This window comes from Chitinophaga polysaccharea (genome assembly GCF_902150045.1).
In the GTDB taxonomy this organism is placed as follows: Bacteria; Bacteroidota; Bacteroidia; order Chitinophagales; family Chitinophagaceae; genus Chitinophaga; species Chitinophaga polysaccharea_A.
The window spans coordinates 769,890-784,056 of the sequence record NZ_CABFVU010000003.1 but is presented as its reverse complement, the minus strand read 5'-3'; the positions used below and the strand labels follow the sequence as shown (position 1 = coordinate 784,056).

The following is a 14,167-nucleotide window of genomic DNA, read 5'->3' as shown; positions in this document are numbered from 1 at the left end:
AGTAAAACGGCTGTTTTCTTTTATAACAGGAGGCGCAACATCCGACAGATGCTGCGCCTCTGTAGATTATTCTGCCTGCAGGCTGTTCACCGGGTTGGCCAGTGCTGCTTTCACTGCCTGGAAACTCACCGTGATCAGCGCTATCACCAATGCGCCTCCGCCTGCCAGGATAAATATCCAGCCGCTTATAGGCGCACGGTAGGCAAAGTTTTGTAACCAGTTGCTCATAGCCCACCACGCCAGCGGAAACGCAATAACGGCGGCAATTATCACCAGCATTACAAAATCTTTCGACAACAGTTTTATAATACCTGTAATACTGGCCCCCAGTACTTTCCTGATGCCGATTTCCTTGGTCCGCTGCGCAGCGGTGAAGGAGGCTAATCCAAACAAACCAAGACAGGCAATGGCAATCGCAAAAAGGGAGAAGATGAGGAAGAGAGAGCCGAGCCTTTGCTCTGCCAGGTACTGGCGGTTAAATGCCTCGTCCTGGAAAAAGTAATCAAACGAAGCAGAAGGCACTACCGACTGCCATACTTTTTCCAACCTGGCCACAGTGGCCGCAGCGTTACGGGTATTCATCTTTATGCTGATATAATTCAGCCAGTTGGGATTATAAAAAATAGCCAGTGGCGTTACCCCGCGTTGCAGGGAGGTGAAATGAAAATCCTTGTAAACCCCGCATACTGTGCCCCAGCCGAAATCAAATTCCTTTCCAAGCGCTTCTTCCGGCGTTTTCCAGCCAAAGAATGGAAGGGCAGCTTCATTGATCATGATATCACCGCTTTCCCGGCTGGTATCGGGTGTCATGTTCACCAACCGGCCTGCCAGCAGCTGTATGTTGTAGGTGCGGAAAAACTGGTCGTCGGCCGATAATAATCTGGCATCTGTTTGCTTTGTATGATCACCTTTCAGCTGGAGAAGATTATTGCCAAATTCCTGGCCCGGCACATAACTGGAAGCGCTTACGGAAATTACATCGGCCTGGCCGCGGAATTTTTCCAGCAGGGCTTTCTTCCTGTTGCCGGCCTCGGGCCCGTTAATGGGGATCACCAGCACCTGCGATTGATTGAGGCCCAGGTTAAAGCTTTTCATAAACTGGAGTTGCCGGTATACCACCATGGTAGCTACGATCAGCAGGATGGAAATGCAAAATTGTGTTACTACCAGCACATTACGGAGCGAATGTGTTTTCCTCTGCGCGCCGCGACGCTGTATAATACGCATGGGATTGAATCCTGAAAGAATGATAGCGGGGTAAATGCCTGCCAGCAGCCCGATGCCCATACTGATTCCCAGGCCCGCGGCAATAAAGCGAAGCTGGAATAGTTGCGCCATGGTAAAGCTTTTATCTGCAATGCTGTTAAAAACAGGCAGCAGGACCATGATTAACATTACCGTAGCAATAAAAGCAATAGCGCTCATCATGAGGGCTTCTATCATAAACTGCAATACCAGCTGGGAACGGTTGGCGCCTATCACTTTTCTGACGCCTACTTCCTTGGCTCGGCTGCCGGCAGTAGCGGTAGCCAGGTTGATGAAGTTAATGCCGGCAATGAGGAGGATGAACAAGGCTACAAACGACAATATCCTTACGTATAGGATATCGCTGTTTTTGCTTAGCTCATAGCGAAGATTTGAATGCAGGTGTATAGAAGTAAGCGGCTGGAGGAAATTCGTATAATCCTGGGAGTTAGCCTTTATTTCATCTCCCACAAACTGGTAGGCAATTTTACTGATCTTTCTTTCAAAAGCTTTCCAATCTGTTCCCGGCGCCAGTTTCAGAAAGGTTTGTGTCATGGTGCCATGCCAGTTTTCCATGTTACGCCTGAACCATCCCTCGTTCTTTACGCTTACCGTAGAAATAATAAAATCAGGGCGGAAATAGGTATTGGCAGGTACATTTTTCAATACCCCTGTTACCCGGTAATTTTTGTTATTGATCGTTAGTATTTTATTGAGATAGTTACTTGCATTATTCTCTCTTCCGAAATACTTTTCCGCTTTCTCCACTGTGAGCATAATGCCATCCGCGTTGTTCATGGCGGTGCGGGCATTGCCAGCCAGCAAAGGGTAGGGCAGTACCTCCAGCAAGGTGCTGTCGGCGAAGTAGATGCCTTTCTCATTGAATGTTCTGGCGTTATTACTGCCATTGCTGACAGCGGTATTTGTTCCATACTCAAATACCCTTACCGCCGATTGTACTTCAGGATATACCATTACTGCCTGCCGGAGAAACCCGGAGGTAGCGGCAAACGAAATCATATCATTCGTTTGGGTTTTTACGTCCAGTCCCGCCCTGTATACCTGTTCGTGCCCAGGTATCCAGCGGTCGTAGCTATATTCATCGTTTATGTACAGCGTAATAAAAAAACAACCCGTGAGCCCAAGTGTGAGCCCTGTAAGGTTTAAGAGGCTATGTGTAATGTGCTTGCGGAAATTCCGCCATGCGATTTTGAACTGGTTGCCTAACATATCATGATATTGTGGCTTTCCCGGAGCGAAGAAAGTGCCAATCCTCCGGTTATTGGTTATCAGTGAGTAATGTAATAAAAACTAACACAGGTTGTCCGCTTTCCCGGGCGGGGTGTTCATTTCCGGACAGTAGCTTCCGGGGAGGCAACTGTTTCATCAGGATAAATTTATCTACCGTAAAATATCTTCGTGTATGTTAGTCTATTGATTTGGTGGACTAGAAACTTGTTGTTACATTTAACGCTGTAAACTGAAAATCTATTATCGCGTCATCAGCCAATCAGTTGTAATTGTTTTATCACACGGCCCTGGAAACCGGCAGGCATATGCAGCCTGTGCTGTTGCAGGCATGGCAACAACCTGCAGAGGGCCCCAAAAAAGCACCTATGGACTCTTTTTACATCCGCTCTTTAAAAGAAAAATGGAGGAGCGCATTGTTACTTCTCCTGTTATTCAGCCCTTTTTACCTGCAGGCGCAGGAAAAGCGTACAGGCGTTACCGGTACCGTGCAAAATGAAAGGCACGAAGGATTACCGGGGGTATCTGTAACGGCGAAAAATGAAACCTCGGGCGCCACGGTATCTACACAAACAAACGCAGGTGGTACTTTCCATTTTCCCGGCCTGGTGCTGGGGGCTCCTTACAGTTTCCGGTTCACCTCTATCGGTTACGAGCCTGCGCAGCTGGAGGGTATTACTTTGCAGGAGCATCAGCCGGTGGCTGTTGTTTTGAAAGAATCCAGTTCTTCCCTCAACCAGGTAGTGGTAGTAGGTTATGGGGTGCAACGCCGCAGGGAGATCACCGGCGCCGTTGCTTCCGTACGGGCTGCCGATCTGAAAGACCAGCCGGTAAGCAGTTTTGAACAGGCCATTGCCGGTAAGGTGCCGGGTGTACAGGTGCTGCAGAACACCGGTGCGCCGGGGGGCAGTATCAGTGTACGTATCCGCGGTCTGAACTCTATTTCCGCAGGCATTGATCCGCTGTATGTGGTAGATGGAATTCCATTGTCGAACGACCTGAAGAATTTACAGGGAGCCACCGATATGGTCAACATCACCGGGCAGGCATCTTTCCAGAAATCCCCTGATCCGCTCAGCACTTTAAACAGCGATGATATTGCTTCCATAGACATCCTTAAAGATGCCTCATCTGCCGCTATTTACGGTTCACGCGCTTCCAACGGCGTGGTGCTGATCACTACTAAAAAAGGAAAAACCACCGGTCCGCCTTCCTTTGGATATAACATGTATGCAGGCTTTCAGCAGGTGAGCAAAAAAATAAAGCTGATGGACGCCTACCAGTGGTCCAAATTCAGCTTTGATGCTAAAAACAATGCTTACCTGGATTTCAATCCTTCCGGCAGCATTAACGACAATAACGCTACCAGGGGAAATTCCAATTTCCAGATAGCACCGGAAATATTGCCTTACCTGGCCGGGGATGCTGGTCTTACCAACACCGATTGGCAGGACGCCCTTTTCAGAACGGCGCCTATTCAAAATCATACATTGTCGGCCTCCGGTGGCAGCGACAAATTCCAGTACTATATTTCCGGCAACTACCTCGACCAGCAGGGCATCATTCTCGGCTCCGGCTATAAACGTTACGGGCTGAGGGCCAACTTCAATGCAGCGCTTACTTCCCGTTTAAAGATAGGCGTTACCGTTAACCCTACCTTTGATCATTACGACCTGATCAACAGTGAAGGGCCATGGACATTTGACGGGATACTCAGTAATGCGCTGAAGGCATCGCCCGTATTCCCGGTGTATAACCCGGACGGATCACTGGCCACCAACCGTCAAAACCTCTGGGCCTATGGTTACTCCGGCGGTGAAAACCCTGTAGCGCTGGCCACACAGATCAAGGATAAACTGGATCATGTGCGCAATCTCGGCAGCGCCTGGGCAGAGTATGAAATTATTAAAGGACTGAAGTTTAAAACCTTCTTTGGTACAGATATCAATCATTTCAGCAGGAATTATTTCCGTCCTTCTACACTGGGAAGTTATAAGCCCATCCAGCAGGGAGCGCCCACTATTCCAAAAGGATCGGCACAAACGGCGCTGTCTGTGAACTGGCTCTGGGAAAATACACTGAACTACCAGTTCAATATCAGCGATAAACATCACTTCGATGTACTGGCCGGGTATACTTCGCAGAAGAATACCACCAAGGCCAACGAAACCTATGGCACCGGCTTCCCTAATGATGCCGTACAAACGCTGAACGCGGCCACCATTACCAGCGGTACTTCCGCCGAATCGCAATGGTCGCTGCTTTCCTACCTGGGAAGGCTCAACTATAATTACGCTGATAAATACTTTGTGTCTGCCAGCATCCGCAGCGACGGCTCCTCCCGTTTCGGCGCCAATAACAAATGGGGTTATTTCCCCGCGGTATCAGGCGGCTGGCTCATCAGCAATGAATCGTTCTTTAAAGTAAGAGCTGTTTCTGAACTGAAAGCCAGGGTAAGCTACGGCACATCCGGTAATTTCCAGATCGCCAACTACGCGGCGTACGACCTGCTGGCTTCCAACGGTTATGTACTGGGCAACGGCAGCGGTACCGCCGTGAACGGAGTGGGGCTGGCACAGCCGGCCAACCCGGACCTTACCTGGGAGAAAACAGTGCAGCTCAATGCAGGGCTGGATATAGGATTGCTGGCCAACAGGATCTATCTCAGCGCCGACTACTACCGGGCCACCACTTCCAACCTGCTGCTGGAAGTACCGGTGCCGCTCAGTTCCGGCTTTGGCAAGGCATTGAAGAATATTGGCAAGGTGCGCAATTCCGGCGTGGAATTCGGTTTAACCTCCCGCAATTTCACCGGTCCTTTTACCTGGAACACCAGCTTTAATATTTCTTCCAACAAAAATGAAGTGCTGCAACTCGGCGCCAATAATGCGCCTGTCATTTCCGACGGGGGCAATGGCACCATCTCCCAGTTGTACATCACCAAAGTAGGCTCGCCCATTGGCAGCTATTATGGTTATGTAAATGGGGGTGTGTTTAAGAACCAGGCGGAGATTGACGCTTATCCTCATTATGCCAGCACCAGGCCCGGCGACCGCAGATTTGTTGATGTAACCGGGGATAAGAAAATAGACGCCGCCGACAGGACAGAGATTGGCAGTTATTTTCCCAAATTCATCTGGGGGCTTACCAATGAATTCCGCTACAAAGGATTTGACCTTACCGTATCGCTGCAGGCTGTGAATGGCAATAAGGTAATGAACCTGCAACGCCGTTTCCTGTATAACAGCGAAGGCAACGCCAACCAAATGATTGAAGAAACCGGCTACTGGAAATCGCCTGCAGATCCCGGCGATGGCAATACCATGCGCCCCAACAGGGTTACTACCGGTAACAGTACACAACCCAGTTCCTTTTTCGTGGAAGATGGTTCGTATGTACGTTTACGTAATTTAACTGTCGGTTATACATTTAACCCGCAACTGTTCAATAATAAGATCCAGGGCCTGCAGGTGTACCTGTCTGGCCAGAATATTTATACCTGGACCGATTACACCGGTTATAACCCCGAAGTGAATGCCCGGCCCGATGCGCCCTTGTCGCAGGGAGAGGACTATGGTACCTACCCGTTGCCAAGAACATTCACCGCAGGTATTAATCTTTCATTTTAAAAACAGGCACTTATGCAGCTGAATCATATAAAAGCAATAGCAGGTTTATGGCTGGTAACAGCAATGGCATCCTGCAGCAAGAATTTTATCAACCTTCCGCCGGTATCCAATCAAACAACGGCCACCTTCTTTAAAACCACCAGCGATTTCCAGCAGGGCGTAAATGCCATCTATGATGGTTTGCAGAACACCCGCAGTTATGGCAAATCGGCCTACTACCTGATGGAAGTAAGGAGTGATAATACCGATATCCTTGACCGTGGCGCGCTGGGCGGTGTGGCTTCGCAGATAGACCTGTTCACAGAAACCACTACCAACCCGTTCCTCACCGATGTATATGCAGGCGCCTATCTTACCATATCCCGCGCCAACGCGGTGCTGGACCAGATTGATGCTGCGGACATCCCGGATTCCTCCAAAAAGCAGTTCAGGGGAGAGGCTTTATTCCTGCGGGCATTCGTGTATTTTGACCTGGTACGGCTGTATGGAAAAGTGCCGTTGGTAACCAGGGTGGAAACCACCAGCGAATCGCTCAACGATAAACGGAATGATATCACCGAAGTATATGCGCAGATAGAAAAGGACCTGCAATCTGCCGCCACTTTGCTTCCCGCGGTGTATACCAACGTGAACGATTATGGACGGGTAACCGCCGGCAGCGCCAACGGCCTGCTGGGGAAAGTATATGTGACAGAGAAAAAATGGAGCGCTGCAGCCGCAGTACTGAAAAACGTGAACGGATATACGTTGCTGCCTGATTATGCTGCTTTGTATAACCCGGCAGCAGGGCTTAATGCAGAGGTGTTGTTTATTATCCGTTTTAAAAAGGGGCTGAATCCTTCTGAAGGCAATTACTATTTCACCGACATGGTGCCGTTCTCCTTTTATTATAACGGTGTGGCCTATGGGGGATCAAACAATAACCGGCCTACGCACGACCTGGTGGCTGCTTATGAAACCGGTGATAAGAGGCTGATCGCATCGCTGGACACCGTGTCTTACAAGAATGCCACTACTACACAGGCAGGGAATTATGTAAAGAAATACCTGGATCCTCCCGGCGCTACCGGCGATGGAGGCAGCAGTTTCCCGGTATTACGGTATGCAGATATCCTGTTGCTGCAGGCGGAAACGCTGAACGAGCAGGGATACAGCGCTGCCACCGGTGATAACACCGCCTTTGGCTTCCTCAACCAGGTAAGGCGACGTGCGGGATTGAAAGACAAAACACCGGCTGAGTTGCCTGACCAGGGTAGTTTCCGCGATGCTGTTTTTGCAGAGAGGAGAGTAGAGCTGGCCTTTGAAAATAATCGTTGGTTCGACCTGGTGCGTTATTCAAAAGGGCTGGCCATTATGCAGGCCCACCTGAAGAACGAATATAATCTTACCACACCTGCGCTTACGCCGGCACGGCTGTTATTTCCGATACCGCAGAGTGAAATAGATATTCATAATGACCCCGTCAACTTCCCGCAGAATCCTTGATGGCAGATGGTTTGCTGGTGAAGTGCTTCCTTCGGGGATTATTTGCCGGTGTTGAAATGATCAGATGCGGCGGAAGTAGATCTCCAGTTTCATCTGGCGTTTGGTTCTTTTAAAGATCTCCTCATCCTCCCGGAAGATGACCAGTTCTTCGGGGTTCATGGTCCTTATTTTAAAGGTGATGCCGTCGCCGTTGCCTTCCTGGAGGGTGAGTTCTTTTGTTTTCAGGTCAATGGTGTATGCTTCATAACGCTGGCCGCCGTCTTCCAGTGTACCGTTCTCTTTAAACACCATCAGATCCATTTCGGTGAAATTGGTATCTGTTTTTTCAAAGGTCTTTTTGCCGTCTTCGACACAACTGATGACTGTTTTAACAGGCAGCCAACGGCCGGTGATTTTGCTGTTTGTTTGATTGGGCTTTGCATTGCTGCAGGCCAGGTATAGAAAACAGCTCACTATAAGCGAGTATATACTATTCATATTCCTTATCTTTAAACATCAATAAATTGTTCATCCCTGCGTACAGGCAAAGCTGTGGCAGGGTACAGTTTACAATTACCAATGTGCTGACAGTTGTGGGAAAGGCGCTCTAATGAAGAGTAAATATGGTCAAAAAGTGGTGGAAGGCAGATCGGAGCTTCCTTATTGCATCGTTTTGAACGACAGAATTACCAGGCCCGGAATACAAAGTCCATACTTTTGCATCCCAAAGGTATGTCTAATATAAAATTGGCACAAGTTTTTTATCGCAATCTTTACAGAATATTTTACCAGAAAATTTCAGGTATGGGAGATAATATTGCAGCGCCTTTTATTCCGGCGCAGTATACGGGCGAAGCTACCACTACTTCAGAAACGAAAGCACTGGTACACGAGGCGGCGGCGCGCGACTTTTTCAGAACCGCTATGGCGCGCCTGCTGGATGTGAATCACTGGGCATCGCTCAGCGGCAGCATTTCGTCGGGCTTCCAGCTGACCGACCTGGCGGGGAAACCGGTGGAGGGCGAGGCGGAAACCGGTATGTATATAAGGATTGATATTCCAGGGCCGGGTAATAATGCCGGCAAGGGGTTCGACTGGGTAAAGATCGAGCAGAAGGAGCATGTGGCGCTCAATGAGCACCAGGAGGTGTTCTTTATCAGGGCCAGGCCATCGGAGCACCCGGTTCAGAAAAGCGCCGGTATTGCGCATTTCCTGCGTAAGGAAGCCAGCAGTTCCTTTGTGCTGGTACGCGATCATGCGGAAATAACTGCCACTGTTTACGGACGTAATGAGGTGCCAAATACACAGGCAACCGACCTGGGAGATAAGATCCGGAATGCCGTTGTGGGCTCTACCGGTGCGATCGGCATATCCAAACTGCAGTGGAAGGCGCTGGTAAATGGTTTGCTGGCTTAGCTATAGTTGTTGTGCCCTTTCAAAAAAACTAAAGGATTTCATTTGTTGCTCCACTTCTTCAATTGCCTTCATCAGGTTATTTTTTGTATCTGTTAGCGCCGTGAGGGCTATTATCATCTTATTCCAGACGGGTTGCATATCGTTGATCAGGGCTTTCCCTTTTTCAGTAAGCTGGATAAGCCTTTTCCTTTCATCGGTTTTGTCTTTTTTAGAGCGGATCAGCTTTTGCTTTTCCAGCTCTTTCAGCAGGCTGATAGTAGAGGGGTGGGAGTATCCTATTTCCCCGGCAATTTCCACCACGCTGAGCACCGGCTTCAGGTGCAGGGTATAAACCACCGGGAACCATTTCGGCTCAAACTCGATCCCATTGGCCTTATAGATCAGGAGACCGTCTTTCCGCAGCTGGTCGCTGAGCCGTTGCAGCCTCGTGGAAATAGCCAGTATCCCTGATTCATCGATCACGTTTGTCATACTTATCAATCATTAATGTGTAGATGATAAAAAACATTATCTGCATTCATCAGGGGAAAATACGACGGTAAATCCGTTTTTCTTATTTCTTTAAAATGATTGCGCTCATAGAAGCGGCGGGCAGCGGCAAGTTTATCGACCGTGCCGAGATACAGGTCTTTTATTCCTGCAGACCTGCAATAGGAGATCAGTTCTTCCAGCAGTTGCTGGCCAATACCGGTATCTTTTCCCCGGAATTCCTTTTTCACAAACATTTTCCGGATGGCGCCCGCATTGTGCCCTATGCTGATAAGCGCGATGGTGCCAGCCAGTTCCCCGTTTACAAAACCTCCCCAGAATCCGCCGCCGGTATTGTGGTAATTGGTTTCTATATCAAACAGGTCCGGTTGGTCTTCGATAGTAACCGGTACATTGAATTCCTTTTGCTGGATGGGCAGGATGATGTCAATTATTTGCTGACAATATTCATTGTGAATGGGTCTGATATCTTTTGTGATGCTCATTTTTACTTATTTACAGTACAAAACTACGTAGTTAATTACATAAATAAAAATATTTTTCCTTTTAACTGCGCAGGTGTATTGCGCAGGTGGGTATGCATCTTTGTAAAACAATGATCCTCTCGCTTAAAATGGATAAAGCTGCGGAAAAATTACGTCGCCGTGGAGTGTATGGATACATATCGTTGCGGATGCGCTCTGCAATGATCAGAATTTACAGTTGCACCGAAACCTGGGGTTAGTAGGGAAGCGTATTTACAGCCATACTGCCCCGGAAGGGGAATGCGGGTTCGAGTCCCGCGGGGATCACAAAAAGCGTGATATAATTCCCAAAAAATGTATCACGCTATTTTATTTGAATACCATTACCTGTCCAGTATTTCTTCTAATCAAGAAAAAGCAAAGGGGGTAAGATATAAATTGCCCACGGGAAGCTGTTTATTTATGTGAAAACTCTTCTTCTGATCAATGAAAAGTAGCTCCCGGAGAAAATAATTAAATCCTTGCGCAAGCTTATTCTGCAAGGTTTTTTGTTTTAGTAATATTACGTATATACAATGCGTATAGCAGGGCTACCTTCATTAATCATTACTATTTATTTGTTAACCTCAAAAATTAGAGAATGGTATTTACAACAATGGCCAGCATGAAAATTGCATCAGGCTCACAACCCCAGGAAGTCGTTACCCTACTTGGTTATTATGCACCGGGAGATGGCGGTGGTGGATCTTTTTACTGGGATACCAGCAGTGGATTATCTGGTAATGATGGTACCATTATACAGGCGCCAGGAGGATATTGGGTCCGGTTGGCAGATGAACCGGCATCCGTAAAATGGTTTGGCGTTAAAGAAGATGCTCAAGCGCCTAATCTCACAGACAATACACAGCGGCTGCAACGATGTCTTGATAGTTGTATGAGTATTTTGTTTGACACCGGTAGTTATTCGGTTAATGCAACACTTAATGTTAAAAGCTACAGGCATATTGACCTGAACGGAAGTACCCTGAAATTTGTAAATGCCACTGCCGGTGGCGCACTGTTAAGAATTCAGCAGCAGATCAAGATTACCATCATGAATGGTATGCTCATCGATAACACTGCCAACACGTCTACATGCATATTTATTATTGGGGATCCAAACGCTACCACCCAACTTCCTGCCAGTGCGTATGCTTCGGATATTGTCATTGACAGGATCAATATGTTGTATTTTGCTAAAAGTGTGGTGCAGGAAAATGCTACCAGGCGCATTAATATTTTGAACAGCAGCTTTTACTGTCAGAATGGAGTAGAATATCGGGGCAAAACAGTGGAGAATGTAATAGACAGTACAGTGATCTATTGCTCGGCCAGTGTAACCGGCTGCTTCGGTATTGGACTTTGGGGCAGACCAGAGGGAGCTATCCTTTATCCCGAAGGGCTGACAATCACCAACTGTACCATTGACGCCTTTTATAATACCTTTCATGTCGAAAATATTTATACGTTGCAGGTATGCAATAACTACCTCGGGGCCAACACCGTCAACGGGAATGCGACTTTCTATTTTACAAAAGGAGTGGCAAGCCATTGTCAGGATCTATTGATCGAAAACAATATGATCTATGCCAGGGGAATTATTTTTAATCCTAACACGTCTTCACCGCAGTTATATCATGCTAATATCGCCAATTGTATCTTCAGCGATCAGAAAGGAACCGGTATAACGCTAAATAACTTTGCGGGTAACGTTGCCATTCGGGGATGTCAGTTTAAGGCTGCCAATGCAACAACCACCAATGTAGCGATCGTTGCCAACAACAATAATCTTTACCTGGCCATTTCTGATATACAGATAGATAATACTTATGTGACACCGATCCAGATAAAAGGAACCGGCTCAAACAGTTCCTCTATTGCGAATGTCAGCTATAGGGGAAACGGAGATCTATTCTATCTGGAACAGCCGGTATTACTGAGTGATAACAGATACGGAACGGCATCTGATGTTGGCTATGTTTACAAGTATCAGCCGGTAACGGGCAACTATAATCCAGGACAAAAAATTACCGGCCTTACCAAGAAGTTTGCGAAAGGAGAACGCGGATTTATTATTCTCAATGGTTACTGTACCCTGGCCACAAATAAATCTATTCTGTATGTATCTGCACCAGCAGGAGTAACGCTTGCCTCTGGGCCAGGATGGGCATCTAACTTTGTTATGTTACACAGCAATCAACATGTTTCTTTCTGTATTCCTTATTTTGTATTAAGCGATGTCACAGGGGAAATTGAACTCACCAACTTTAATGAGAATACAGGCGCCGTTACATTTGATTATCATGCTTATTTCGGCGTGATGCAGGCTTAAATCAGGATCTCATTTGACTGCCGAGGGAGCTGTCTCAAAAGTAACTTTGAGGCAGCTCCTTTTATTTATTTTGAGAAAAGGAGTCCGGTTATCCAGGTAATCAGGTTGAAGGAAAGACTTTAAAGAGCAGCTTAGGAGGTTAAATTTGAGAACGACAAAAGGAAATAAAAGAGCATCTCAATTCTTTTTGAGACGCCCACTTTTTATATCAGAAATTCCCGTATTGCCGCGATGAGATCAGTTAATACAAAATAAATCAGCTTGTATTGGAATATTGGTGAATACATCAGTAGAAAGGTGAAATGCGCAGAGTGGGGCAATCAGTGGTTGATGAGCTGGCAGAGTACATACGATGTAATGAACCGGAACTTAAGGGATGCTCCAACAAGAATCTATGGCGTATGAAACAATTTTATGAGGCATATGAATCTTCACCGGAGCTTATGCCCCTGTTAAAAGAGGTCACCTGGACCAATAATCTGACTATTCAGCCGTACTAAATCACAAGATGAACGTGAATTTTATCTCAAGCTATGTATTCGGGAAAAATATAGTACAAGGGAGTTGGATAGACAGATTAATAGCAGCATTTTTGAACGCACAGTAATTGGTAATTCAAAACTCTCAGCAGTGCTGAGAGAAATTCATCCTAATATAACTAACATTTATCTATTGTTTTATCACAAGGAATTACAGTGTTTGGTCGCAATTGAGCTAAAAGCAGATAGATTTAAACCTGAGCATATGGGACAAATCAATTTGTACCTGGAAGCATTGGATAGAGATGTTAAAAACGATAATGAAAATCCAAGTATTGGCATCTTATTCTGTAAAGATAAAGACAAAGAAGTAGTCGAATATACACTAAGTCGGTGCATGTCGCCAACGCTTATCGCGGAATATCAAACCAAGCTTCCCGATAAAAAAATACTCCAGAAAAAGCTTCACGAAATTTTAGTGATAACAAAGAATTTGACAAATAGAAGCATGATATCGTAAGACGATGATTGCAGTGTATATAGATTTTTGTTCCTGCCAGAGGTTTTGAATTTTTATAAAGGCACCAGAACTCAGAGCGGCGCTTTCAGTCGATTCAATATATTTACCACACAGGCTGGAGCAAACCTGTGTGGACCCATTCTATTATAATTCGAACAAAATTCAATGCATCCGGCATCATAGCTTTGCTACACCAGGTAAAAATACTTAGAGAAGGGAACCCTTGCCCCATTCCCACTACCCACCGGGCTTACGCAGGTTCATACGTAAGCTCTACAACCCCCGATCTATAAACCTTGGTATTTATTAGTTTCAATCCAAGCCGCTCTTTCAAATCTTCAAATAAAGGCTTCCCGCTTCCTAAAGCTACAGGGTGCACAGATATTTTATACATATCAATCAGGCCTGAGTGAATGAATGTTTTTATAAGGTTGGCGCCGCCGTACAGCCAAATGTCTTTACCCGGCTGCTCTTTAATGGCTGTTACTTTTTCTGCAATATTGGAACTGATAAAGGTAGCTCTGTCGTCTTGCCTGTTCTGGCTTGAAAACACGAATTTATTTTTAGCATGTATGCCTTGCCACATCATTTTTTCTGCCGGGCTTGTATTTTCATCCGGTTGAAAATTTCCCCAGGCGTCATAACTTACCCTGCCGTAAAACATCGTATCTATACTTGATATGAAAGCATCAAAATTCATATCATCGTCCATGATGCACCAGTCAATTTCCCCGTTAGGGCCTTCTATAAATCCATCTAAGCTAACTGCTAAATTTAATATCACCTTTCTCATAAAAACTTATTTTTCAGCAAAGTTAAATGTCAGACGATGTTCCTGTTTT

At 46.4% G+C, this 14,167-nt stretch carries 11 protein-coding genes; 6 read left to right on the top strand and 5 right to left on the bottom strand.

What is annotated here, in order from left to right:
- Nucleotides 1–66: 66 nt before the first annotated feature.
- The gene (locus tag FN124_RS23580; RefSeq protein ID WP_142687223.1) at nt 67–2,475 is read right to left on the bottom strand and encodes an ABC transporter permease; all 2,409 of its coding nucleotides are present in this window, start codon (nt 2,473–2,475) and stop codon (nt 67–69) included.
- Nucleotides 2,476–2,765: 290 nt separating this feature from the next.
- Here FN124_RS23580 and FN124_RS23575 point away from each other — a divergent pair, with 290 nt between their 5' ends.
- Both FN124_RS23575 and FN124_RS23570 read left to right on the top strand, forming a co-directional pair.
- Nucleotides 2,766–6,122: a SusC/RagA family TonB-linked outer membrane protein gene (locus FN124_RS23575; protein ID WP_221887883.1), complete on the top strand. Its 3,357-nt coding sequence runs from the start codon at nt 2,766–2,768 to the stop codon at nt 6,120–6,122.
- 12 nt (nt 6,123–6,134) lie between these two features.
- On the top strand, nt 6,135–7,607 hold the full coding sequence (locus FN124_RS23570) for a RagB/SusD family nutrient uptake outer membrane protein (protein ID WP_142687222.1): 1,473 nt from the start codon (nt 6,135–6,137) through the stop codon (nt 7,605–7,607).
- A 60-nt stretch (nt 7,608–7,667) separates the two neighbouring features.
- Here FN124_RS23570 and FN124_RS23565 read toward each other — a convergent pair whose 3' ends face one another.
- A complete protein-coding gene (locus FN124_RS23565) occupies nt 7,668–8,084 on the bottom strand; it encodes a hypothetical protein (protein ID WP_142687221.1) in 417 nt (138 codons plus the stop codon).
- Between the two features lie 306 nt (nt 8,085–8,390).
- On the opposite strand from FN124_RS23565, the gene FN124_RS23560 reads away from it, so the two are divergent.
- Complete coding sequence (locus FN124_RS23560; protein ID WP_142687220.1) at nt 8,391–9,002, top strand: hypothetical protein; 612 nt, start codon at nt 8,391–8,393, stop codon at nt 9,000–9,002.
- Here the strand turns inward: FN124_RS23560 and FN124_RS23555 are convergent, their stop codons facing one another.
- Together FN124_RS23555 and FN124_RS23550 are read right to left on the bottom strand one after the other, a co-directional pair.
- Nucleotides 9,003–9,473 (bottom strand): MarR family winged helix-turn-helix transcriptional regulator, encoded by a 471-nt coding sequence (locus FN124_RS23555; RefSeq protein WP_142687219.1) that lies wholly within the window; start codon nt 9,471–9,473, stop codon nt 9,003–9,005.
- A 5-nt stretch (nt 9,474–9,478) separates the two neighbouring features.
- Complete coding sequence (locus FN124_RS23550) at nt 9,479–9,976, bottom strand: GNAT family N-acetyltransferase (protein ID WP_185937341.1); 498 nt, start codon at nt 9,974–9,976, stop codon at nt 9,479–9,481.
- Nucleotides 9,977–10,595: 619 nt separating this feature from the next.
- On the opposite strand from FN124_RS23550, the gene FN124_RS23545 reads away from it, so the two are divergent.
- From FN124_RS23545 to FN124_RS31230, 3 genes are all read left to right on the top strand, one after another.
- Nucleotides 10,596–12,326 (top strand): putative phage tail protein, encoded by a 1,731-nt coding sequence (locus tag FN124_RS23545; RefSeq protein WP_142687218.1) that lies wholly within the window; start codon nt 10,596–10,598, stop codon nt 12,324–12,326.
- Between the two features lie 302 nt (nt 12,327–12,628).
- On the top strand, nt 12,629–12,826 hold the full coding sequence (locus FN124_RS31235; RefSeq protein WP_221887882.1) for a DUF1016 N-terminal domain-containing protein: 198 nt from the start codon (nt 12,629–12,631) through the stop codon (nt 12,824–12,826).
- Between the two features lie 64 nt (nt 12,827–12,890).
- The gene (locus FN124_RS31230) at nt 12,891–13,325 is read left to right on the top strand and encodes a PDDEXK nuclease domain-containing protein (RefSeq protein ID WP_221887881.1); all 435 of its coding nucleotides are present in this window, start codon (nt 12,891–12,893) and stop codon (nt 13,323–13,325) included.
- Between the two features lie 250 nt (nt 13,326–13,575).
- Here the strand turns inward: FN124_RS31230 and FN124_RS23535 are convergent, their stop codons facing one another.
- Nucleotides 13,576–14,118 carry a dihydrofolate reductase family protein gene (locus FN124_RS23535; protein WP_142687217.1) on the bottom strand — a complete coding sequence of 181 codons (543 nt, stop codon included), beginning with the start codon at nt 14,116–14,118 and terminating at the stop codon, nt 13,576–13,578.
- Nucleotides 14,119–14,167 lie beyond the last annotated feature (49 nt).